Raw genomic sequence first — 23,711 nt, forward strand, 5'->3', positions numbered from 1 at the left:
ATTATTAGAGCAAATTCCGGACATAAAATTCCGTCATCCCTCACACGAGCCAATAGACGAAGATAAACAACCCCAGCCAGACCACATCCACAAAGTGCCAGTACCAGGCGACCCCTTCAAAGCCAAAGTGATTCTCGGGCGTGAAGTGGCCTGCCATGACGCGAAACCATATCACCAGCAGCATGATGGAACCCAGCGTCACATGGAAACCGTGAAAACCGGTCAGCATGTAAAACGACGCACCATAGGCGCCGGTCGTCAGCTTGAGGTTGAGATCGGAGTAGGCATGGCCATATTCATACGCCTGCAGGCCGACAAACAGGAATCCCAGCGCAAACGTCAGAAACAAACCCAGCTTCAGCTGTCCGCGCTTGTTCAGCTTGAGTGCCCAGTGCGCCCAGGTAACCGTCACCCCCGACGTCAGCAGTATCAGGGTGTTGATGGCAGGGAGACCCCACGGCCCCATGGGCATGAACTTCTCGCGGATTCCGGGGCCGGCCGTGGGCCAGTCGCCCGTAAAATCTGGCCACAGCACTTTGTGCTCCAGATCGGCAAGCCAGGGAACCGAATAGATCCGCATGTAGTACAGTGCCCCGAAGAAGGCGGCAAAAAACATGACTTCGGAAAAAATGAACCAGGTCATTCCCCAGCGGAAAGACTGGCCTACCTGCGCGCTGAACTTGCCGCTCTCGCTCTCCCGCGCCACCGTGCGGAACCAGACAAAGCACATGTAGAAGAGAATGGCAAAGCCAATCGTGAGCAGCCCATAACCTATGGGTAGCCTGTTGACTGAGAATGCCGCGCCGAAACCCATGAATAACAGCGCTATTGCCCCGGTCATCGGATAGGTTGATGGGGCCGGAACGTAGTAATGACCGTGACCTGCTTCTTGGCTCACTTCTTTCTCCCGCTTAAAATTTAATTAACTGCCAAATCCGATCAAGAACAGCATGCCTGCCACAAATAATGCGCCACCGGCAAGACCAGAGAGAAAGCCAGCAGAAACAATGCCGTTCTGATTGCTGCGTACCTTCTCTCCATCTCCATGTCATCAGGCATATCTACGTTTTCTGACATATCTACGTTTTTTGACATATCGCGCTCCTGTTTCTAGGGCTACTTCACCAACGGGGGTGTCTCGAAACTATGGTAGGGCGCCGGTGATGGCAGCGTCCACTCCAGCGTCTTTGCGCCTTCCCAGGGTTTTTCAGGTGCTTTTTCTCCGCCACGGATGCACTTCAACACGACGTAGAGGAACAGCAATTGAGTGGTGCCGAAGCCGAAGGCACCAATACTGGAAATCATGTTGAAATCGGCGAATTGCAGCGCATAGTCGGGAATACGGCGCGGCATGCCCGCCAGTCCCAGGAAGTGCTGCACAAAGAAGGTGACATTGAAAAAGACCATCGACAGCCAGAAATGCCATTTCCCTAGCGTCTCGTCATACATATGCCCGGTCCACTTCGGCAGCCAGTAGTAAGTCCCGGCAAAGATGGCGAAGAGCGAGCCCGATACCAGCACATAATGGAAGTGCGCGATTACATAGTAGGTATCCTGTACCTGGACATCTATCGGCACGATTGCGCAGACCACGCCGCTGAAACCGCCGATGACAAAAAGGAAAATGAAACCGATCGAGAACAGCATGGGCGTCTCGAAGGTCATGGAACCACGCCACATGGTGGCGGTCCAGTTGAACACTTTTACACCGGTCGGGATGGCGATCAGCATCGTGCCATACATGAAAAACAGCTGCCCGGTTACCGGCATGCCGGCGGTGAACATGTGATGCGCCCAGACGATGCAGGACAGGATGGCGATGGAAGCGGTCGCGTAAACCATCGAGGAGTAGCCGAACAACGGTTTGCGCGCAAATGTCGGGATGATTTCCGAGACAATGCCGAATGAGGGCAAGATCATGATGTAGACTTCCGGGTGCCCGAAGAACCAGAAAATATGCTGGAACATCACCGGGTCGCCCCCCCCCGCCGCGTTAAAGAAGTTGGTGCCGAAATGGCGGTCGGTCAGCAGCATGGTGACCACTCCCGCCAGCACCGGCATCACCAGTACCAGCAGATACGCGGTGATCAGCCAGGTCCAGACGAACAGCGGCATCTTCATCAGCGTCATGCCCGGCGCACGCATATTGAGAATGGTGGTGATGATATTGATCGATCCCATGATGGAAGAAGCGCCAAGGATGTGGACAGCAAAAATCATCATGTCCATGCCCACGCCCATTTGCACCGACAACGGCGGGTAGAATGTCCAGCCGCCCGCTGCCGCCCCGCCTGGCACAAAAAACGAGGTGATCAGCAGCAGGGCCGCCGGAGGCAGCAGCCAGAAGCTCCAGTTGTTCATGCGGGCGAAAGCCATGTCCGGCGCGCCAATCATCATCGGTACCTGCCAGTTGGCAAACCCGACAAACGCCGGCATGATGGCGCCGAACACCATCACCAGGCCATGCATGGTGGTCAACTGATTAAAGAACTCCGGCTGGACGATCTGTATCCCGGGCATAAACAGCTCGGCCCGGATGGTCAGCGCCATCACGCCCCCGGTGAGGAACATGATGAAACTGAACCAGAGATACATCGTGCCGATATCTTTGTGGTTGGTGGTGGTCAGCCAGCGCATCATGCCGCTGGGGTGATGGTCGTGCGCGTGTGCAATGTCGTGATCGTGTACTGCTGCCATAACTTTCTCCTTGATGCTATTTTTTGAAATATTGGTATTGAATAATAATTAGCTGGGGCATCAGGCCACTTGGTGGGTGGCCTGATGCCCCAGCGCAACGTCTGCGATGGAGTAAATCGCAATGTCGTGAGGGTGCCGCCATGGTTTGCTTTCCTGATGCTATTTTCTGAGTTCGTTGATTTCGGATGGCTGCACTACGTCGCCTGTGGTATTGCCCCAGGCATTGCGCTCGTAGGTGACCACCGCCGCGATTTGTACATCCGACAGGTGCTTGAAAGCCGCCATTGCCGTGCCGGTCTTTCCGTTCATTACTATGTTGATATGCTCGCCCTTGGGACCCGTGGCAATCTTCGATCCATCCAGCGCGGCAAACGTCCCCGGAACGCCCTTGCCATTAGCCTGGTGACAGGCAACACAGTTGCCGGCATAGACTTTCTCGCCTTCGGCTTTCAGCTCGTCCAGCGTGAAGGTCTTGTTGACGTCAACCGCCGCCACGGCGGATTTCTTCTTCTTTTCAGCCACCCACTGTGCGTATTTCTCCGGCTCCAGCGCTTCCACCACTATCGGCATGAAGCCGTGTTCCTTGCCGCAGAGTTCGGCGCACTGGCCGCGATAGGTGCCGGGCTTGTCCGCCGTGAACCAGGTGTCGCGTATGAAACCGGGAATGGCATCCTGCTTGACCCCCAGGGCCGGAACCCACCAGGCATGGATCACGTCGTTGGCCGTAAGCAGTATCCGTATCTTCTTGCCTGTCGGCACCACCAGGGGATTATCCACTTCCAGCAGGTAGTTCTCGCCCTTGGTTTCCTTGTTCTCCTGCTGCGCCCGGGGAGTGGACAATGCACTCAGGAAGCTGATGCCCTCCCCTTCGCCCGTAATATAGTCGTACCCCCATTTCCACTGGTAGCCGGTCGTCTTGATGGTGATATCCGGACTGGAGGTGTCTTTCATGGCGATGATGGTCTTGGTGGCCGGATAGGCCATGCCAACCAGGATGAAGAACGGGATGATGGTCCAGATGATCTCGACCGTGGTGCTGTGATGGAAATTCGCAGCTTTGTAACCCGCATCCTTGCGGTGCTTGAGCACCGAATAAAACATGGTGCCAAAAACGCCGATAAAGATCGCCAGGCATATCCATAAGGCCAGCGTATGCTGATCATATATCTGCCGGGCGATGATCGTCTGCGGCTCGGGCAAGTTCAACTGATGAGGATCCGCCGCCGCCATTGCCAGTCCGGAATACATGGCGAACGTCAGAACTCCTGCCAGCGCTGCTGTTACCTTGCTCATATTTTCCTCACTTGATCCGCGTTGTTCATTCAGTCGGATGAACATTGAAGATAATCAGATTTTCTTATCCGGTATCGAATCGTATGACGCGCCACGCGAGGAAACCTTGATAAAAGTCAACTTTTGTTTATTCTTTCCGAGGGAGATTTATTTTGCGGAGAGGGCAAGTTGGGCATGCCGCGATTGACTTGGCTGCTATACTGCCAGAATGACGGCAACACGCCCTGCTCTTGACGGGTGGCGACTGATACGGATAAGTGAATTGAACGCTATTGCTCGCGACTTACCCGTCGAGGAAATACCATGAATTTCGTTATTCCTGGTTTAATCCGGAATCCATGATGGACTTTCAACGAGCCGCTTCGAAGTCGCTGAATACGATGCGGGGCGATTAATCCCCTTCCATTCCCAACAGCTCTGAAATCGTATCGGTCCCGAAAGCGCCGGCCTTCTGTCCCAGCCGCCAGGGGTCCCCGGCACTATCGCGGCATACACCAAACCCCAGGGACGGCGGCAGCGAAGGAAGGGTAAAGCGCAGATCGAGAAACCACACGCACACTCCGCTACCCGTAGATTCAATTCGATCGAGAAAGGGGAACATCGCAAACTGACGGTAACGGGTGAAAATCTCCTGGCTCCAGGCCTCGCGCGCGAGCGCATCTTGAGATTCAATTTCGCCGAATCGTCCGTAGTGCCGCCATGTCGCCATTGAAGGCGGCTGATAACCGGAGGCGATCCTTCCCCATATGGCCGATATTCCGTTTGCGGTATCGGGTGGCTTCAGCACTTGAATATGCCGCAGATTAACCAATGCCTCGTAGTAGTTGTCCCCATGGATGACGATGATCTTCCAGTTGAACGGCGACAGCGGTTGGGGAATGGCGTGAATCCCGGTTCCTGTTCCTTCCAGCCGATGAGCAGCGGCATAAGCTTTCCCCACCTTGATGACCTGGGAATGGAGAACTCCCTGAAACCCGACGTAGCCCCCCAGAACCACAAGGGCAATGATGGCGGGATATCGCCCCTGGCGCCTGAGCATGGCCGCCGCCAGACCCATCACAATAATGGCGGTGAAATACGGGTCGATGATAAATGTGAAAGGAAGAGCGAAGCGGTGATAGGAAAAAGGCGCCAGCACCATGGTGCCGTACGCGGTGAACACATCGCCCGCGATATGGATGGCGATACCCAAGGCCGCGGTGCCGTATATCGCCCGCCAGGAATAGCATTGACGCGAGAACCGGGAAAATAGCCAGGCTAGCACCAGCGCCCATGCGGGAAGCATGATAATTGAGTGGGTGACGCCCCGGTGCAGGTCAAGATACGGAAGTGCACCAAACACGCGTAACACGATATCGCTATCGGGAAATGCGGCCGCCAGAAACCCTGCCGCCATGCGCGTACGCGGTGTCAACTCGCCGGGACGCGATATTGCCGGTGCGGTTGCACGCGCCAGCAACGCGCCACTCAACGCATGGGTCAGGGTATCCATGCCGCTTGAGGAATTACAGGTAGGAAAGGATGGTGAAAAACACCGGACTTGAAGACAGGCTCAAATACCCTGTGGCGATTTCTCGCTCCCGCTCTCCACGGTCCTACTCCGGCTGAATATCATGCGGTCCAGGTTTTCAGCCACGGACAGGCACCCCTCAAGAAAGCGGCTGGTTTTGCTCGAAGCGGGAGAGCTATCATTCATCCAGTGAAAAAATGCCGCCAGGTAAATCGTCGTGAGTCCGGTTTCTTCAAGCGCGCGCCGGATGTAGGTCGCATCCCGGTTAGCCGCTTCACGCATCCATTGTACGGTGCGGCTGACGCGCATCAGTCCGGGTACCTGGATATGGATATGTCCCGGTTCCAGCTTGCCGTAGATCATCTGCCGGGTTGTTTTGCGGTAGGGATGAAGTGCGCCAAGCCATGCCATGATCAAACGGTGCAAACGCTGACGCGGCCGCAGATAGAAAAAATCGGAAGCTTGTGCGGCTTTGAGCATGGCGCTATCGGCACGCTCAAACCAGGCATCAACGATGTCTTCTTTCTCGCGGAAATGCGCGCGTACATCATCCAGGGTAATCCCCAGTATGGCCGCCACGTCGTGCAAACGCACAGCCTCCCATGATTTCTGCTCGCCCAGCCCAACCGCGGCGTCAACAATCTGATCAATCGTTGCCATGTTTCCTCCGATGAATGATTGATTCGGAAGAAGGCAAGTCTTTCAACTTTGCCTTGATACAAAGTGTAAAGGACATCAGTCGCGTTATCAATACCGCTGGCTCGAATGAGCCGGCGTCCATGGACGCGAGGTAGTGTGGGTTGTGGCCAGGAAACGCCTGGAAGAAGCCATATGAAAAATTATTGCTTTCGCTTCCGCTCCAATTCCAGTTTGTTGATGTAGCGCTGGATCATGGACAGTACGCTCTCCTGCGGGTCGATATATACACACCGGGCGCGCTGGCCGTTCCCGTGAGGGATTTGGGAAACATGCTGTACCTGGAGATTGACCTTGGCAGTGCCAATCCCGGATAACGCGACTTGGCAGTCGCGATAGATGGCGCCCGGCTCAAACTTGATTCTGGATTGAGCGTCGATCACCGCCATGCCGCCACAGCTTATATCATGCAAAAGAACTTCAATGGTGGCTGGACTATCCTCCCCGGGCAAGGGTATAACACACTTGATGGGAATGGTCCTCGGAGTGTCAACGCGGTAAAACTCCCTTCTTTGTATACGCAGCAGCGTTTCCGGAATTCGGGTTAGGAAGGCGGGGTGTTCTTCAAACTGGATTTTTTCAATCCCCTCGCAAACGAACTGAATTTTCACATGGTCCGGAAATGCGACGGCATTCAGTTTATTGGCCTTCAGCGCCTGCTGGTTGACGACTTCATCGGCACCGTAATCCAGCACCATTTCACCCTGCTCCGCATCGACATCGATAACTGTTGTCAAAATATGACTGTCGCTGTGACCAAAATTACAGGTCACCAGGGAATTATTCCGCATCATGGACCGCAGGATAGAGAGAATCCCGGCCTCTGCATAAATACGATACTTCTCGTCGTCATCCTGTCCCAGCATGATCCATCCGCTCGTTTAATCGGGCTATATAGCTAACCCGGGCATCAATTATAGTGATGTTACGTATCTGGTTGCGTCCAAAGATCAAAAGAACAGTGAGGACAGATTCCGAGAATTTTTAAGCCTGTGCAAGAACTTTTTGTATAGATCCGCATCTAATTTCCGCGGACGCGAAGAAATTCTGTTCGCAGGTGATATTTTTCATACAGTAACGGAGATGTTTTTGGAGGGTTTGCTGACCGGACCGAGAGAAGTGCAACATTGGTAGATGGTCATCAAGTTGGTCATATTCTTGAGCATCTCGATCCTTAAAGGAGGTAATCATGGAATTGACAATTCTCGTAGTAGGTGTCGCTGCGGTCGCTCTTTGGTTTTTTCTGTCAAAGGATGGACGGCGGGAGTGAAACCGATCCAGCAACCTTGCGCAGGACCCGTGGCAAGGAATATCTTCTGACTACAGCATACAGAAGTCAGAACTGACGACTCAATTAGCCGATGCTCTTGCGACTCTGGCTTGTCCGGCGCATCGGCTTTTCTTTGGGGCATCGGGAGAGCGCGTCAGCGCCTTGAATAGACCTTTGAATGCCTCCCTCAGAGCTCGAAACAGCTTGATCTCAGTATCGCCCCTCAATACCTTGCAGCTATTTCCTCCGATTCGTGGCGGCGTACAGCTTAGGACGCACTTTCGCAAGCTCCCTACTCGGTTCTCCGTCCGGAAACGCGCCATGCTAATAATATAATATCAGGAAGCGGGGGCATGACAAATCAGCCCGACCGTTAGAAAATAACACTCAGTTCATGGCTGGCCCGGATTGCCTCCATAAAGCCAGCAGGCCCTTCATATCTCAGTCAAAGCGCATTGTATAAAGCACATCTATCGCGTTATCGATACCTGCCCTGGTGACAACCGTAAATTTTGGGGTCAGGCTGTAGGTGAGTTTGGTCACGCCCGCCACCGCCGTTAATGCCTGCTCATAGCTGATATAGGCCCGGTTCGAAAGGCGCTTGCTGACAGTGCCGATCTGTCCCGCCAGTACATCTCCCCCCATGGGCCGCGTCTGCCGTATGGATAGGTCATCCACACCGAGCGCCTGGGCGACTTTATCCGTGACGCCGCCGGATTGGCCGCCCAGAATGGCATTGGCCGCCGTCAGTAGCAGCGATGCGTCGGCCTTTCCCTCGGGCGCCCTGCCCAGCGTGATCCACGAAAGTTTTTCCAGGTCCGAAACGGCAGGCGTGGAAACCAGCCGTACCCGCGGGCGGCGCACGCTGCTGGTCACTTCGACGCCGGCTTCCACCGGCAATCCCATACGCATCGCGAGCACGTTCAGCCCGGGATCGTCGATTGCACCCTGAAAACTAACGATACCACGCTCCACCACCAGGCGCTGGCCATACGCTTCAAAATTCGCATTGCGAGCGGTGATCGTACCGGTAGCCCGCAATTGTTCCAGGTTGCCGGTAATGACGGCAGATATATGTGCCTCCGGCATTTCCGGCAATTCGACGCCCGCAATGCCAAATCCAGCGCGCCCGGCAAGTTCGGCCCGGGCTGCCAGATCGAAGGGTTTGATTCCATCTATTTCCCCCGATGCGGTCAATCCGCCCAATTCAAGACCTGCGCGCAGATTGGGCAACCGGTGCCTGCGGCCATCGCTTTCCAATTGCGCCGCCAACTCAGTTGCCTTGAAATCCGGTGTACCGCCTTCCTCATGCGTTAAGAGAAGCGTAGCGATCTCGAGCTCGCGCAAAGACAGTGCAAGAGGTAATTCCAGGCTTGCGGGCGGAGATCTTGGCTCGGCGGAAGGAGGTGCAACAATTTCCACCTCCGTGGCTCTCAGCGCCGTTATATCCAAACCTTCAACGCACGCGGTCCCCAGTTCAATTGCAAAGCGCATGGCACGCGCATTAAACGAACCGGATAATGCACCATCCAATCCTTCAAAAGACAAGGTGCCTGCGCTAAGATGCGATATAGCCGAGCCCAAAGCCCTGAGACCGGATGGGGTGGTTGATATCCAGACGCTGATACCTGACGATAGAATAACAAAGGTCGCGAGCAATAAAGCGGGCCGCCACCGCCCTTTTTTTACGGTAAACTTTTTAGCCCGATTTTCGTTTAGCAGGTTTGGCATACCAGCAGAATGTCAGTGCAACCGGAAGACAAGCCGCCATTTGCGCGGCATGCCGTGAGATTTCTTATGACCGTGGATTCGCAGGCATGAAACGATTCGGTACTATCCTCAGCAACGGCATAAAAGATTTTCACCCGGTCTATTTCGCGATGGTGATGGCTACCGGCATTGTGTCTATCGCTTTTGACGCGATGGCTTTCCCCCACATAGCGAAAATTCTTTTTCTGCTGAATCTGGTCTTTTATTCGATTTTATGCGTCATCGTAGCCGCACGCATGATGTTTTTCCGCTCAAATGTAATGGCGGATCTCAAAGTCCTTCCACAAGCATGGCTTTTCTTAACGTTTGTGGTGGGCACCAATACAATAGGAGCGCAGCTCGTCATATTTCAGCATGCCACCGGTCTGGCGAGTCTATTATGGCTTATCGCACTGATCAGCTGGATCATATGCATCTATTTCATCCTTTCCAATCTCATCCTTATGCGAAAGAGAACCGTGCGGGAAATGGTGAACGGTGCCACGCTGCTGATTATTGTCAGCACGGTATCCGTAGCCATGTTGGGGCTACGCCTGCTGGACGCGACAGCCATACATGACACTTATGCCTACTTTGCCGCATGGACGTTCTGGGCCTCCGGATTTGCTCTATACCTGTTCATCGTTCCATTGATAATTTATCGCCTGTTTTTTAAAACCCTTGAACCCGGAGATTGGGAGGCCCCTTATTGGATCTGCATGGGAGCACCGGCAATCATTACCTTGACGGGCTCGGAGTTTGTCATGCATATGCCCGCTGTCGCGGTGTGGGACGATATTCGGGAGATTACGCTGCGGATAACGATTTTTGCGTGGATCATTGGAACATCATGGATTCCCTATCAACTTTTCATGGATATCCGGCAACTCATCACCGTCAACGTCGCAGGTCCGGCACCTTTATGGATTAAAACCTTTCCATGGTCGAGGCTGGCATTTGGCAGGCAATATTATTTCTATGGTCCTTCCTCATGGAGCAGGGTTTTTCCCATAGGAATGTACACCGCATGCACACTCTCCCTGGCCAAAGCGACTGGCTCCGGATCACTGGGAATCATTCCCCAATATTGGGGCTGGTTTGCGCTGCTGATTTGGTCTCTTACATTGATCGGCACCGTGCGCTCCGTCATAGCGTTGCGATTCTCGTCGCGTTGAGCCTGCTTTGACCATGGGTGAGCGGCGCTCCCTGGTCCATGACGGCGTTTATACCTCATCAGAATGCCACGGCGATCGAAAAGTGCAGCTGCAGTTTCCCATCTCTGTGGCCTCGGGCGAGATCCAGCGCCAGCGGCCCAACCGGGCTACGCCACCGAATTCCGCCGCCATAACCAACGGCCAGATCCAAGCGATGCAGGTTATCGGCGGCGCCCCCGACATCGGTAAACACGGCGGCGCCCCATTCACGCGTAAGCCAGTGATTGTACTCGATGGTGTACCGGTAGCCATCGCCGTGCCGCCCACGATGGCCTGCCCCTCCCGCACGCCCAGGCTTTGAAATGCATAGCCTCGCACAGACTGAATGCCCCCCCGCACGAAACAGATACTCCTGAGGAATACCGAAACGGGAATCGGTGAAGGTATATCCCGCTTCGCCGCGCAAGAACAACACATCGCGTTTACCCACGGGGTGCCAGTACTGGTGCCGGAAGTGGTGCGCAGAAAACTCTGATCGGACAACAATTGCTTGCTGCCGCCACCGATACGCACTTCTATCACACTGCCATCGCGTGGAAACAACGCATCATCCACCGAGCGGTAGCGCAATTGTCCATCCAGTACCAGTGTTTCGTTGGTCTGGTGCAGTCCGCCTTTCGGGTCCCGGTCTTCCCGCCGCCAATTGATCCCGATCCGGGTCTCGGTCTTTCCTGCAATGTTATCGTGGGGGTGAAATAGCTTCAGTAGCGAGGAGTTCGCTTATCTCCTGCCGTGCCCGGCGCAGGAAAGTCGCACGGGCGATATCATCCACCATCGGCTCGAGCGGCAACAGGAAATGCGTCTTTAGCAAATTCCGCAACGATTCCGGAGCGAAAATGATGACTGGTGGCGAATTGTTTCTGGCTTCGAATCGCTGTGTCTCATGTGCCCTGACGGCACCACTCCCGAGCGTAAAAAGAATAAACGCCGGGAGAAGTGCTGAGATGCCTATTCGTACTGGATACGAAGTCGGATATTCAGCAGGAGACATGGCGAAGTGGAGTTCATGCCGTGGGAACATCGGTCCATAATTCCACGGAACGTTTCCCGGACACGGTCAAGCGGAATTTCCGCATAACGGCGCGGCAGTGATGCTAATTGGAATATCCGGGTAAAAATGAATAGGGCAGCCGCGGCTATACGGGCATGACCGGCGAGCGCTTCCACTGGATAATACCTAGCCGCGCCGGTCACCGCAACCCGGCCGAAACGAAAAAGATGGAAAGAAACTTTGCCCGGTGGAGTATTTTACGGAGGAATTATTCTAAACCGCCTCGCTCGATCTTCATCTTTCCGGCGAGTTTGCTACCTGCCCCTGTCGAATTCAGGATTATTCAGAGGTTCGCCAACTCTCGCCCGTCATAATGCCCTGGCCATAGCCTCACCGGAACGGCTCAAGGAAGCGGGCGCGGTATAAGCGGTACCGTTTGAGCTACGATCCGCGCTTCATGCTTCAGCGCGCCGGTGTGGCCGGAGGTTGATCATGCATTCCCGGATCTTCGTAGGCCTCGCGTGGCGGGTTGCCGTCATATATCAAGTGTTTGCGCTGCTGGAGGTAGGCGTCCCGCACAAACAGGTAAGGCTCCACCGCAGCTTCGTCGCGAATCCGCATGGGGCCGGATAACCGCGCCCGCTTGTCGACAACGCCAAGAATGGAAAGCGGCACCGTAACGGGGGCGCCAATCACATAAATTCCGACATAAAAGAGACCATTCGTAAATATGCTGACGGGAATGCCTGATACATCCCGGTTGCTGCTGGGTCCGAGCAAAGGGATAAACAAATAGGTTTTTGCGTCAACGCCCCACACGCCCAGTGTTTGCCCGAAGTCTTCGTCATGTTGCGGTAGACCCATGGGTCCCGCCATATCGAAGAATCCAGCCATGCCGATGGTCGAATTGACCGCAAAACGCAGCGTATCCTGGAATCCCTGACGTACCTTGCCTTGCAAGAAACTGTTCAGGATCACATTCGGATACGCCAGATTGTCATAGAAATTTCCGATAATACGCTGCATGCGGTTGGGCACGTAATCGATATATACATCAGCCACCGGCGCCACAATCTTCCGATCAATCACATCCGTAAAGGTATAGGACTTGCGGTTGATATTCTCATAAGGGTCGATCGGATCTGTATTCATGCTTTTGTCAGGCGGCTGCATGGTGGTACAACCAGCCGATAACATCGTGCATATCAGCATCAAAACAGCTGTTGAATGGTTATATTTCATGATCAGGTAATGAGTATAATTATGATAATGATCTATTTGCGCCTATCACAACAATTGGCGGTTCGTTGATTTCAGCCCCGGGTAGTCGCCGCCTTCAATGAAGCGCGCTGTACTTTCAGGAATCTTGTATTCCGACCGCAACACATAGAGTCGCATACTCCTTCCGGTCCGCCCTGTGTCCGCTCCAACATAGGTGTTGATCGTTATTTCGCCTCCATGCCAAAAATAACTTGAAGACTTGCACGATGGGCGATCACCTAATTTTGGCAAGCCACCCATCGAATCGTTGGGCGCATATCGAGAGTTCACACTCACACTTGATCACCGCTCGCATGGTCTGTGCAGCCGCCAACACGTCCAGCGGAGGCATTATAGTCTATATATTCATTGCATTCTCTTCACGACTGAAGTATGACGTATATTTTTGGATAGCTCGGCTGAATGGTCATGACTGAAGCTTTCATAAACCGCCCTTCATTGAGGGGGCTGAGGGGCATGGTTCTCTGTCTCGGAATATGGCTGCCAGCGACCGTGTTCGCCAGCTCACCATCACTTCGTTGTGAAATCAACCAGAATGGAGAGACTCACATTGCAGATTTTCCGCCCAATGCCAATCCATATACCGTCGAATCAAAAGATATCAACGGAAGATTCCGGCGGAGAAACGAGTTGCGGCTCAAGGCCATGAAGAAACCCCACAGGACCGGAATTTTAGTCTGATCCTGCCCTTTCCAATCAAGTCCATAAGCTAATAGGCATTATCCATTTTTATCCGCGGGACGCAGGTCGCGGCACGGCGTGAATCCAGTTCAACCAGATTCTTCGCTACTTCCGCGGCCGCACTCGAAACCGCGCGTTGCACGCCTTTAACCACGCCCTCGATACCCCCACTCACCACCTCTGAAATTACCGTATAACACACGGCGCCACGGCCATCGGTGGAACGCGTAATCGCCCAGTTAAACCTTGCCGTCACCTTATCACCCACTATGGCATCGAACTGGCTAAGCTCGATCGCAACGCGATAGACAGGCTGATCGGGAGTACGAGCCGCCCCGCGTGTTTCGTTTATCGCCCCGATTTGGCTGGCGATGCCGGCAGCAAACGCGTCACGCAATTCGTTATTGAAGTGCGATGACCAGCGATCCTGCTCAAGAATGAAAAGCTCTGTTTCCTGTCCTGCCTGAGAACGTACCACCAGTTGAGGGCGGGCAAGCCGTTCCGGCACATTGACTGGCATTATCTCGATAAAAATTGGTACGGACGAATGTATTGCATCCTTCGTCACCGATGATCCGGAAGGAACCGACAGCGTATAAAACCGTGTCTCCGGAGCAGATACGCAGCCTGCGACCGCTAATGCGCCCATCATGCCAAACATGTTACGTATCCATGATTTCATTGTTTATCCCTCCGTTTACCCCGAATTACCGATTCGGGATGGAGCTCGAAATAGTCTGTCAATATTCTCAATGAAGCCGCAGCACGCGATAATTCCTGCAGTGTCTGACGCAAATCCTGCTGTAGCGGAGCATCTTCAGATAACGTGCGTTCCGCGGCACTCAACGTTTTGCTTACATCCCTCATCGCCGTGGTGATTTCAGGTGCGACATCATTGTTCAATTTCTCCGCCAGTTGTGCGGTGCTGTTCAGCGTTCCCTTGAGTTCTTTCAACGATTGCTGCAACTCATCACCAATCTGATCAAAAGGTACCTTGCTTAACTTGAACGCTATCTCCGAAACCTGGGTTTCAAGCGCTTCCGCGCTGCTGGGAATGGTGGGCAGTTGCAATAACGGGTGGGGAACGTCCGCGCTGGCTGCTTTCCCGGCGCTTTTTTTTGCCGGGACGAGCTTGGGGAAAAAATCGAATGCGATATAAATCTGCCCGGTGAGCAAATTACCGGTTCTCAATTGCGCACCCAGCCCGCGGTCGATCATGAATTGCAAACGCTGTTGCGGCGTGTACTTTGATTGCCTGTGAGATTCGATAAATTTCCGCCCCAGGCGCTCCGGATAAACTTCCACCAGCACCGGCATGCTGAATTCCTGCCGCTTGGGATCGTATTCAATACCTACTGATTTAACATGTCCCAATGGCAGTCCACGAAAACTGACTTCGGCGCCGGGCACCAGGCCACGCACGGATTGCTTGAAATTAAGCACTATCATGGTTGCCTCGCCATCCTGTTCCCTTACTGCTTCAGCCTGGCTTTCCGCCAGAACATAGGCAGTATTCTCTTTGGCGGGAGGGCCGGGATTTTCATCCGGTGCTTGAAACGAAAGGCCGCCCAGCACAACGGTAGCCAGCGATTGCGTATTGAGTGTGAAGCCGCTGGCATTTATCTGCATGTCAAAGCCGCTGGCATGCCAGAAGCGCGTATTGATCCCGACAAATTTGTCATAAGGGGCATTAATGAATATACGGATGGTAATGCCTTTGCCATCCTCATCCAGATCGAACGCGGTGACCTGTCCTACCTTGATGCGGCGATAATAGACCGGCGAACCGATATCCAGTGAGCCGATATCGGTCGCGCGCAAAACATACTGCTTGCCGGAAGCGTCGCGCGTAATGATGGGCGGCACCTCCAGTCCGGTGAATTTATCCGTTTTCTCGGTTTCAATACCGGCGTCGGCGCCAACGTATGCGCCGAACAGCAGCGTGCCGAGCCCGGACACTCCGGAGGCGGCTACACGCGGACGCACGACCCAGAAGCGGCTGTCGGTTGCAGTAAAACTTTTGGCTTCCCGCTTCAATAACACAGTCACCAGAACCCGGGAACGATCCTCGCTCAGTGTGATGGACTCTACGGTACCGATATCAACTTCCTTATACTTGACCTTCGTCTTGCCCGCTTCCAGTCCCTCGGCGGAGTGAAATGAAATGATGATCTCGGGGCCACGCTGAATCCATGTCTGAACCGCAAGCGAAATACCGATAACCGCGGCCAGGATGGGAATCAGCCAGATCAGCGACGGAATCCAGTCCCGCTGCGGCGCCTTTACTGGCACCGGCATGGCCTCTTCTACCGAGCCATCCGGTTCTCCGGTTTTTATTTCACTCATACACGTTTCCTGGACTCCTGTCCGGCAATATCCCAGGTCAAACGAGGATCAAAGCTGACCGATGCAAACATGGTCAGCACCACCACGGCGGCGAACGAAGCGATGCCCGGTCCGGCATGTATCATGGCGAAGCCTTTGATCTGGACGAGGCCGGCCAGCAGCGTCACGACAAAAACATCCAACATCGACCAACGGCCGGTCAATTCAACAAGGCGATAAAGTTTAGCCCGTTGCAAAAGACGCCAGTTGCTGCGCCGCCGCGCCATGATCAATAAAAGAATCAATACCGCCAGCTTGAACAGCGGCACTAGAAAGCTGGCGACAAAAACAATGACCGCCAGTTCCCATGAGCCCGAAACCCAGAAATAGATGATACCGCTCATGATGGTGTCTTGCTTTTCCCCGAAGAAGGAAGCGGTAGTCATCACGGGCAATATATTTGCGGGAACATACATGATGCAGGCGGCAATCAGAAAAGCCCAGGTCCGGTTCAGGCTGTCGGGCTTGCGTTGGTGCAACCTTGCGCCACAACGCCCGCAATGGTCATCCGCTTTAACGTCTTTCCACAACGTAGCGCAATAATGACATGACACCATGCCCAGGCTCGCCGCCGTCTTTACAGGCGCTTCGTTCACGGATGAGTTGGCCCCCAAGGTATCGCTGGCCGAGCGAACGGCGCTATCCGTCGGCATTCTGTTTCTCTCCTTTTTTTGACGAAGCCATCTGCCAGACATAGCGAGGGTTGAATGAAAATACCGCCGCAAGAAGAATAGTGAGGGCGCCAAATGCCCACAGCGCAGCGCCCGGCAGCACCGTTGCCATGCCTGTCAATTTGACAAACGCGACAATGGTGCCAAGTAGAAATACTTCCACCATTGACCATGGCCTCAAGGTTTGAGCCAGACGCGCCAATAAATTGAATGCAGGGGGATATTCAGTTCTATTTATCGAGACAAGCAAATACACCAGAATCAGGAGCTGCATCAATGGAAACAGAACGGTTGTAACCAGCACCAGAAACGCCACCAGAGGCATTCCTTCGGCGCTCAAGGTAGAAACCGCGCCAATGAGCGTTGTCCGGCTGACAATGCCTTGAAGTTCCATCTCAACAATCGGGAAGATATTGGCTATGATGTACATGATCAAACCGGCGAGCGTTAGCGGCAGGGCACGCTTGCTATAAGAGCTCATGTCGCGTTCCAGCTCGGCGCCACAACGGCTGCAAAGCGCGGCTTCATTGTGACCCAGTGCCTGCCTGCGGTGAATCGCATCACATTCTTCACAGGCGATCAGGCCGGATACTTCCTGCATGGTTTTTAGCCCACGTAAGTCAATTATGTAGCGTTTCCCCGGATTTCATGATTCTATACCTGTTCTTGCGTGTGCCATGCTGAAACAAATCGCTTTCCGAACTGTCATTAACCGAAACACAACAAGGAAAAGCCGATGGACAAGAAGACCCAAATCAATGTCTGGTACTTGATCATCGCTGTACTCGGCGTTTTGCTGGTGCAAAATCTTTATCAGCAATATACAAAGGTTGAGCCAATCCCCTATAGCCGCTTTCATACATTGCTGGAGCAGGACAAGATCGCCGAAATTGCAATCACCGAAAACCACATTTACGGGTCGCTCAAAGAGAAAGGTGCCGACGGGTTAAAGGATTTTGTCACCACAAGGGTGGAACCCGAGCTGGCCGACAAGCTGGATAAGCATAATGTAACTTATACCGGAATAATCCAAAGTACCTGGGGCCGCGATCTGTTGTCCTGGCTGCTGCCGATGGCGGTCTTCATCGGGATCTGGCTATTTATCATCCGCCGCATGAGCCAGGGCGGCATCAGCGGCGGCGGACTGATGTCGATCGGAAAAAGCCGCGCCAAGGTGTTCGTGGAGAAAGAAACCAAAGTGACCTTTGCCGATGTGGCCGGCGTTGACGAGGCGAAGGAAGAACTGATCGAAATCGTCAACTTCCTGAAGGATACCGAAGGATATAGCCGCCTCGGCGGGCGCGCCCCCAAAGGAATCCTGCTGGTTGGTCCGCCCGGTACCGGCAAGACGCTATTGGCCCGCGCCGTTGCGGGCGAAGCGAGCGTTCCGTTCTTTTCGATTTCCGGCTCGGAGTTTGTCGAAATGTTTGTCGGTGTCGGCGCCGCGCGGGTACGCGATCTATTCGAGCAGGCGCGCCAAATGGCCCCGGCAATCATTTTTATCGATGAGCTGGATTCGCTCGGGCGGGCTCGTGGTGCCTATGGGCTCGGTGGACACGACGAAAAGGAACAAACGCTGAATCAGTTGCTGGCCGAACTTGATGGCTTCGATGTAAAAAGCGGGGTTGTATTGCTCGCTGCAACCAACCGGCCGGAGATCCTCGATCCCGCATTGCTGCGTGCGGGGCGATTCGACCGCCAAGTGCTGGTGGACAGGCCGGACAAGGTGGGGCGTGAACAAATTCTGGCCGTGCATCTAAAAAAAGTGAAACTCGATACCGATGTAAAGCCGGAGCAGATCGCAGCACTGACACCGGGCTTTACCGGCGCGGATCTCGCGAATCTGGTCAACGAGGCGGCGCTGCTCGCGACCCGGCGCATCGGCACCTCGGTAACCATGAATGACTTCAATAATGCCATTGAACGTATCGTCGCCGGGCTTGAGAAACGTAACCGCCTGCTTAACCCGGTCGAGCGCCGCGTCGTCGCATTCCATGAATTGGGGCATACCATGGTGGCACTGGCGCTGCCGGGCACCGACGAGGTACACAAGGTTTCAATCATCCCGCGCGGTGTCGGCGCCCTCGGCTATACCATCCAGCGTCCAACGGAAGACCGTTTCCTGATGAGACGTGTGGAACTGGAAAACAAGATGGCCGTGCTGCTGGGCGGACGCGCGGCGGAGCAGGTGGTTTTCAACGAGGTTTCGACAGGCGCATCGGATGATATTGCTCGCGCGACCGATCTCGCGCGCGCCATGGTACTGCGCTATGGGATGAGCGACGCTCTGGGCAATGTTGCCTATGATCGCGACCGCTCGGCCTACCTCCAAACCGGCATGCCCATACCACAGAACCGGGACTATAGTGAGGAAACCGCGAATGCTGTCGATAGCGCTGTGCGTAAGCTCGTGGATCATGCGTTGGAGCGCGCTATTGCCATACTGCGGCTTAATCGCGCTCTGCTTGACCGCACCGCGGATGAGTTGCTAAAGACCGAGACGCTGAACCAGCCTCAGATCGAGGCATTGAAGCGAGAAATTGTCAGCGGCCCCGCCGAACCTTTACCTACGCCGGCCGCATAGCGTTTGTATAAACGCGTATGGATATTCCGATCCGCGCTATGCCGCCGTTTCTATTTAAAAAATAATTTCTAAACAGACCCCGGTTCCTGTATACTCCGCGCTTCGATGAAAAGGCTCTTATGTTTCTTGCCTTTTTTTCGGTTCATCGTTCCTGACCTCTCTTCGATTTTCAAGTCTCCAACGGAAATTGTGCGGTACCGTGGTTAGCGGCGATGTTTTATGTGTGCGCCAGCGGTACTCTGCCCATTAATCTCCGGCAGGCATATTCTGTTCGCGCGCGTTAGGGCGCTTCTATAAATTCAAGGTTACAGGCCAGACAGGGCGCGAAGCGGTGGTAATTCGCCACGCGGATGTCTGTCAAGAAATTTCTGCAGGCTGCATATCAATAATGCAAGCGGCAAAAAATTTTGGGCAATACCAAGCTCATGCCTCAGGGACTTGAAACGTTAGGGGCGCACCATATTTTTTCACTTAATGGGAAAACAACGTGTCTTTTGAAAATCTTAACCTGCATCCGCTTATTCTTAAAGCTGTTATCGACTCCGGCTACACTACACCTACCCCCGTTCAGGCACAGGCCATTCCTGAATTGATCGCGGGTCACGATATCATGGCCTCTGCCCAGACCGGCACCGGCAAAACCGCCGCATTCATGTTGCCGGCACTGCATCGCCTTGCAACGCCTTCCAAAGTACATAGCCGCGGCCCGCGAGTACTCGTGCTAACCCCGACGCGGGAACTTGCGCTTCAGGTATCTGAAGCTGCTGCCAAATATGGCAAGCATCTGCCTCGCGTCAGAGTCGTGAGCATACTTGGCGGAATGCCGTATCCGCTTCAAAACAAGCTGCTTTCGCAACCGGTGGATATTCTTGTCGCAACGCCTGGCCGTTTGATTGATCACATTCAGCGCGGCCGCATCGATTTTTCACGCCTGGAAATGCTGGTACTGGATGAAGCCGATCGCATGCTCGACATGGGCTTCATCGATGACGTGGAGAGAATTGCCGCGGCCACCCCCGCAACCCGCCAAACCTTGCTGTTCTCCGCCACCCTGGATGGGGCGATAGACAAGGTTGCGGCACGTCTGCTGAAATCGCCCAAGCGTATTCAGATCGCAACGCAACAGGCACGGCTCGATAACATCGAACAACGGCTGCATTATGTCGACGACATTTCGCACAAGAACCGGCTGCTGGATCATCTGCTGCGCGACATCACGTTGAAACAAGCGATTGTTTTCACGGCCACCAAGCGCGACGCCGATATGCTGGCGGACAACCTTTCCGCTCAGGGGCATGAAGCCGCCGCATTGCACGGTGACATGAATCAGCGCGATCGTACCCGCACGCTGACCAAGCTCCGTCATGGCGGGCTGCGGGTGCTGGTGGCGACCGACGTCGCTGCACGAGGAATCGACGTGTCCGGCATTACCCATGTGATCAATTTCGATCTACCGAAATTTGCCGAAGACTATGTACATCGCATTGGCCGCACCGGCCGCGCGGGCGCATCGGGAATTGCGGTATCGTTCGCTTCAGGCAAGGATGGCGTCAATCTGAAAAAAATCGAACGCTTTACGGGCCAGCGTATCGATTCTCACGTGATACCCGGGCTGGAGCCGAGATTCAAACCGCGTCCCGCTACTGGCGGCGCCAGGGGCACGCCGAGCGTCGCCCACAAACGCAACCGGACCTGGGCAAATGATAACGGACAGGGCACTAACACTAATAATACCAATGGAAACTGGAATAATAGCCGTAGCCGCTCGTTCAGCGATAATCGGGGAAATACCGCAGGAAATACCCGAAGCCAACCATTTGGAAACAGCGGCGCTCCCAGTCCTTATTTCAGAAGCAAATAAGCATTTCTCTTAATGTAGCGGGCTCGGAAAATCCGAGCCAGTTGCGAAGGATGGGTGAGGCAAAGCGCAACCCATTACAATTGAAACGACGGGTACGGCGCTCGCCTCCATGCAAAACATCATTTTGAAAAATCGGAAAAAGACCCTGGGAAATCTTTGGGCCTCTTTTCTACTCAGGCTGGTTTCGCATGAAATCCGCTGTCTGATAAAACGCCATGCCAAGCTTTCTGCATAGCTCTTCATCCAGTCCGACATCCACCATCGCGCGGCCCATGCACGCCAACCATTGATCGCGTTCCGGAATGCCAATCGCGAAAGGCATATGGCGGGTACGCATGCGGGGCTCGCCATATTTCTCGGTATACAGGGATGGTCCGCCCGTAAAGCCGGATAGAAACATGAATAGCTTCTGCCGGGAATGAGTCAAATCCTGCGGATGAAGCTTGCGGACACCAAAGTAGTCCGGATCTTCATCCATCAGATCGTAAAAACGGTCCACCAGGCGGCGTATAACGGTTTCTCCGCCTATCCGTTCATATGACATTGCTATATGCATCAGACTCTCCTTGATTGTTCATCTCCGGTACTACAACACAATGACCAAGTGACGTAGAAACCGGATCACTCCATACTATGCGGCAATGGCCTGCGTTTTGTCAGCATACGCAATATCCAATAAATAGCCAGTGCGGCAACCACATGCTTCGCCGTATGACCGCTTATCACATGTCCCAGGTCATAAATCTGGCGGTCTCCGATCTCCGCCAATTTGGCAAGACCATACAACGCAAGTGCCATGTACACATCAGTTCCGCGGGTATATCGCGAGGGGAAAAAGATACCGAGCAGAATAACGGCCAGCAATGAATAGAACTGCACAACGATATAAAAGTTCAGATTACCGGCGCCACGCTGCTCGCTCCAGTTCCAGTGCATCACACTTCCGGCCCCCATCGCAATCAATACGGGCAACAGCGGCACCCCCACTCTTGGACCGATGCGCTCATTCAACGTCGCGGCGAGCAGCGCCATCACACCCATCGCTATTGGCAGTCGATCCCAAACCAGCCGGTTATTGTCCGGAGCAAGATGATAGTAGATTGAACCTATGCACGCCATCGTCACACTCGCGAACAGAACAAGATAAGGCCAGCGCTCGGATGGCTCGATAAATACTTTCGAAGCAATTGATCCGTGCACGTTCAGTAGAAACATCAGACCTGCTATCCCGACAAACAGAAAGATAATATTGGAAGCAACGTTAAAAAAATTCGAAATACCGAAATAAGTACGCTGGTCCGCAAACTGATGATATTCCACAGGCTGGGAAATCGGTGGAGCAATTGCGGCGACCAGCAACATACCTGCCGAAAGAATGCCTAGTATCCACAGCCTGCGCCTATTACCCATTTATTTATCATTCACTACTTATCTGTCACTTTAGCGCATGTTTGCAACGGCTTCTTCCACCCGCTCCACCACAATGATCTCCATGCCGGGAAGCATCTGTTTCGGCTTATTCGCCTTTGGAATAATGGCCTGCGTAAACCCCAGCTTGGCTGCTTCTTTCAACCGTTCCTGGCCGCGCTGGACGGGGCGCACTTCCCCCGCCAGCCCGATTTCACCAAACACCACCATTTTTTCGGGCAAGGGTTTGTTCTTGAGCGAGGAAACAATAGCGAGCAACACTGCCAGATCCGCGCCCGGCTCGGTAATCTTCACTCCACCCACCGCATTGACGAACACATCCTGATCAAAACATGCGATCCCGGCATGACGATGCAGTACAGCCAGCAGCATCGCCAACCGGTTTTGTTCCAGCCCGACGCTTAGCCGCCGGGGATTGGGCGCGTGCGCCTCATCCACCAAGGCCTGAATTTCCACCAGTAGCGGGCGTGTGCCTTCCTGGGTCACCATCACGCAGGAACCCGGTACCTGTCCGCCATGGTGAGAAAGAAACAGCGCTGAAGGATTGTTCACTTCGCGCAAGCCTTTTTCGCTCATGGCAAATACGCCCAGCTCGTTCACCGCGCCAAAGCGGTTCTTGAAAGCCCGGATCAGGCGAAAACTGGAATGCGTATCGCCTTCGAAATAGAGCACCGTATCCACCATGTGCTCCAGCACGCGCGGCCCGGCCAGCGCGCCTTCCTTGGTCACATGCCCTACGAGAATAATGCATGTGCCGCTGGCCTTGGCCAGCCGCGTCAATTGCGCGGCGCACTCGCGCACCTGCGCGACCGAACCGGGTGCGGATTGCAGCGCGTCGGAATATACTGTCTGGATCGAGTCGATGACCGCTATGTCGGGTTTGCGTGAAGCAAGCACCGCCTGGATTCTCTCCAGCCGGATTTCCGCCAGCAAATGCACAGACCTTGCATCCAGCGCCAGGCGTTTTGCCCGCAGGGCGACCTGCCGCGCCGATTCCTCGCCGCTCACATACAGCACATTGCGCGCGGCGGACATATGACACAACGCTTGCAGCAGCAGGGTGGATTTTCCGATGCCGGGATCGCCGCCCAGCAATACCACACCCCCATGCACCAGTCCACCGCCCAGCACCCGGTCGAACTCCGCCACCCCGGTGGAATAGCGTGGCTCATCGCCCGCCTCCACTTCGCTCAAATTCTGCACTTCGCCCGTTTCGGATACGGGAGTAAAGCGCGATACGGCTTTCTCGGCGATCGCCTCGACCAGTGTGTTCCATGCTTGGCAATGTGGGCATTGACCCTGCCATTTCGGAGTCTGGCCGCCGCACTCGGTGCAGGAATAAATGGATTTTGGTTTAGCCATTTTCAAGAAAATAAAACGTTATATTCCATATAGCTGTC

At 54.2% G+C, this 23,711-nt stretch carries 21 protein-coding genes and 1 pseudogene; 3 read left to right on the top strand and 19 right to left on the bottom strand.

Annotation, left to right across the window (positions count from 1 at the left end):
• Positions 1–40 precede the first annotated feature (40 nt).
• From EBAPG3_RS11745 to EBAPG3_RS11775, 8 genes are all read right to left on the bottom strand, one after another.
• Positions 41–898 (bottom strand): cytochrome c oxidase subunit 3, encoded by an 858-nt coding sequence (locus EBAPG3_RS11745; protein ID WP_085922029.1) that lies wholly within the window; start codon positions 896–898, stop codon positions 41–43.
• A 41-nt stretch (positions 899–939) separates the two neighbouring features.
• Positions 940–1,095 (bottom strand): hypothetical protein, encoded by a 156-nt coding sequence (locus tag EBAPG3_RS15235; protein WP_004176721.1) that lies wholly within the window; start codon positions 1,093–1,095, stop codon positions 940–942.
• A 21-nt stretch (positions 1,096–1,116) separates the two neighbouring features.
• The gene (gene ctaD, locus EBAPG3_RS11750; RefSeq protein ID WP_004176722.1) at positions 1,117–2,697 is read right to left on the bottom strand and encodes a cytochrome c oxidase subunit I; all 1,581 of its coding nucleotides are present in this window, start codon (positions 2,695–2,697) and stop codon (positions 1,117–1,119) included.
• 159 nt (positions 2,698–2,856) lie between these two features.
• The gene (gene coxB, locus EBAPG3_RS11755) at positions 2,857–3,990 is read right to left on the bottom strand and encodes a cytochrome c oxidase subunit II (RefSeq protein ID WP_085922096.1); all 1,134 of its coding nucleotides are present in this window, start codon (positions 3,988–3,990) and stop codon (positions 2,857–2,859) included.
• Between the two features lie 391 nt (positions 3,991–4,381).
• Complete coding sequence (locus tag EBAPG3_RS11760) at positions 4,382–5,482, bottom strand: metal-dependent hydrolase (protein ID WP_085922030.1); 1,101 nt, start codon at positions 5,480–5,482, stop codon at positions 4,382–4,384.
• A gap of 60 nt (positions 5,483–5,542) precedes the next feature.
• On the bottom strand, positions 5,543–6,160 hold the full coding sequence (locus EBAPG3_RS11765; RefSeq protein ID WP_085922031.1) for a TetR/AcrR family transcriptional regulator: 618 nt from the start codon (positions 6,158–6,160) through the stop codon (positions 5,543–5,545).
• Between the two features lie 179 nt (positions 6,161–6,339).
• The gene (locus EBAPG3_RS11770) at positions 6,340–7,062 is read right to left on the bottom strand and encodes a flagellar brake protein (protein ID WP_085922032.1); all 723 of its coding nucleotides are present in this window, start codon (positions 7,060–7,062) and stop codon (positions 6,340–6,342) included.
• 845 nt (positions 7,063–7,907) lie between these two features.
• The gene (locus EBAPG3_RS11775; protein ID WP_227869208.1) at positions 7,908–8,960 is read right to left on the bottom strand and encodes a translocation/assembly module TamB domain-containing protein; all 1,053 of its coding nucleotides are present in this window, start codon (positions 8,958–8,960) and stop codon (positions 7,908–7,910) included.
• A 323-nt stretch (positions 8,961–9,283) separates the two neighbouring features.
• Between EBAPG3_RS11775 and EBAPG3_RS11780 the strand changes: the two genes are divergently transcribed.
• Positions 9,284–10,390 (top strand): tellurite resistance/C4-dicarboxylate transporter family protein, encoded by a 1,107-nt coding sequence (locus EBAPG3_RS11780; protein ID WP_004177921.1) that lies wholly within the window; start codon positions 9,284–9,286, stop codon positions 10,388–10,390.
• Between the two features lie 58 nt (positions 10,391–10,448).
• On the opposite strand, the gene EBAPG3_RS15460 is transcribed toward EBAPG3_RS11780, so the two are convergent.
• The 8 genes and pseudogenes from EBAPG3_RS15460 to EBAPG3_RS11820 form a co-directional block, all read right to left on the bottom strand.
• Positions 10,449–10,844, bottom strand: a complete 396-nt coding sequence (locus EBAPG3_RS15460) for a BamA/TamA family outer membrane protein (protein ID WP_418304122.1) — start codon at positions 10,842–10,844, stop codon at positions 10,449–10,451.
• A pseudogene (locus EBAPG3_RS15660) lies at positions 10,727–10,984 on the bottom strand (hypothetical protein); the annotation flags it as partial. The pseudogene EBAPG3_RS15660 and the gene EBAPG3_RS15460, both read right to left, overlap by 118 nt.
• A 124-nt stretch (positions 10,985–11,108) precedes the next feature.
• Positions 11,109–11,420: a hypothetical protein gene (locus tag EBAPG3_RS11790; protein ID WP_151898943.1), complete on the bottom strand. Its 312-nt coding sequence runs from the start codon at positions 11,418–11,420 to the stop codon at positions 11,109–11,111.
• 462 nt (positions 11,421–11,882) lie between these two features.
• Positions 11,883–12,572, bottom strand: a complete 690-nt coding sequence (locus EBAPG3_RS11795; protein ID WP_227869209.1) for an MlaA family lipoprotein — start codon at positions 12,570–12,572, stop codon at positions 11,883–11,885.
• An 838-nt stretch (positions 12,573–13,410) separates the two neighbouring features.
• The gene (locus EBAPG3_RS11805; RefSeq protein WP_040852279.1) at positions 13,411–14,064 is read right to left on the bottom strand and encodes a PqiC family protein; all 654 of its coding nucleotides are present in this window, start codon (positions 14,062–14,064) and stop codon (positions 13,411–13,413) included.
• Positions 14,061–15,728 carry a PqiB family protein gene (locus EBAPG3_RS11810; protein ID WP_004177914.1) on the bottom strand — a complete coding sequence of 556 codons (1,668 nt, stop codon included), beginning with the start codon at positions 15,726–15,728 and terminating at the stop codon, positions 14,061–14,063. The genes EBAPG3_RS11805 and EBAPG3_RS11810 overlap by 4 nt, the downstream gene beginning before the upstream one ends.
• Positions 15,725–16,420 carry a paraquat-inducible protein A gene (locus EBAPG3_RS11815; RefSeq protein WP_004177913.1) on the bottom strand — a complete coding sequence of 232 codons (696 nt, stop codon included), beginning with the start codon at positions 16,418–16,420 and terminating at the stop codon, positions 15,725–15,727. The genes EBAPG3_RS11810 and EBAPG3_RS11815 overlap by 4 nt, the downstream gene beginning before the upstream one ends.
• Positions 16,407–17,039, bottom strand: a complete 633-nt coding sequence (locus EBAPG3_RS11820; RefSeq protein WP_004177912.1) for a paraquat-inducible protein A — start codon at positions 17,037–17,039, stop codon at positions 16,407–16,409. Before EBAPG3_RS11820 ends, EBAPG3_RS11815 begins: the two co-directional genes overlap by 14 nt.
• A 135-nt stretch (positions 17,040–17,174) precedes the next feature.
• On the opposite strand from EBAPG3_RS11820, the gene ftsH reads away from it, so the two are divergent.
• Together ftsH and EBAPG3_RS11830 are read left to right on the top strand one after the other, a co-directional pair.
• Positions 17,175–19,022: an ATP-dependent zinc metalloprotease FtsH gene (ftsH, locus tag EBAPG3_RS11825; protein WP_004177911.1), complete on the top strand. Its 1,848-nt coding sequence runs from the start codon at positions 17,175–17,177 to the stop codon at positions 19,020–19,022.
• A 487-nt stretch (positions 19,023–19,509) separates the two neighbouring features.
• Entirely contained in the window at positions 19,510–20,883 is a 1,374-nt protein-coding gene (locus EBAPG3_RS11830; RefSeq protein WP_004177910.1) for a DEAD/DEAH box helicase, read from the top strand.
• A gap of 169 nt (positions 20,884–21,052) precedes the next feature.
• Here the strand turns inward: EBAPG3_RS11830 and EBAPG3_RS11835 are convergent, their stop codons facing one another.
• The 3 genes from EBAPG3_RS11835 to radA all read right to left on the bottom strand — a co-directional run bounded on the left by EBAPG3_RS11835 (position 21,053) and on the right by radA (position 23,673).
• On the bottom strand, positions 21,053–21,439 hold the full coding sequence (locus EBAPG3_RS11835; RefSeq protein ID WP_004177909.1) for a group II truncated hemoglobin: 387 nt from the start codon (positions 21,437–21,439) through the stop codon (positions 21,053–21,055).
• Positions 21,440–21,504: 65 nt separating this feature from the next.
• Complete coding sequence (locus tag EBAPG3_RS11840) at positions 21,505–22,293, bottom strand: alkaline phytoceramidase (RefSeq protein ID WP_040852276.1); 789 nt, start codon at positions 22,291–22,293, stop codon at positions 21,505–21,507.
• Between the two features lie 30 nt (positions 22,294–22,323).
• The gene (radA, locus tag EBAPG3_RS11845) at positions 22,324–23,673 is read right to left on the bottom strand and encodes a DNA repair protein RadA (RefSeq protein WP_004177907.1); all 1,350 of its coding nucleotides are present in this window, start codon (positions 23,671–23,673) and stop codon (positions 22,324–22,326) included.
• Positions 23,674–23,711 lie beyond the last annotated feature (38 nt).

Source organism: Nitrosospira lacus (assembly GCF_000355765.4).
Taxonomy (GTDB): Bacteria; Pseudomonadota; Gammaproteobacteria; order Burkholderiales; family Nitrosomonadaceae; genus Nitrosospira; species Nitrosospira lacus.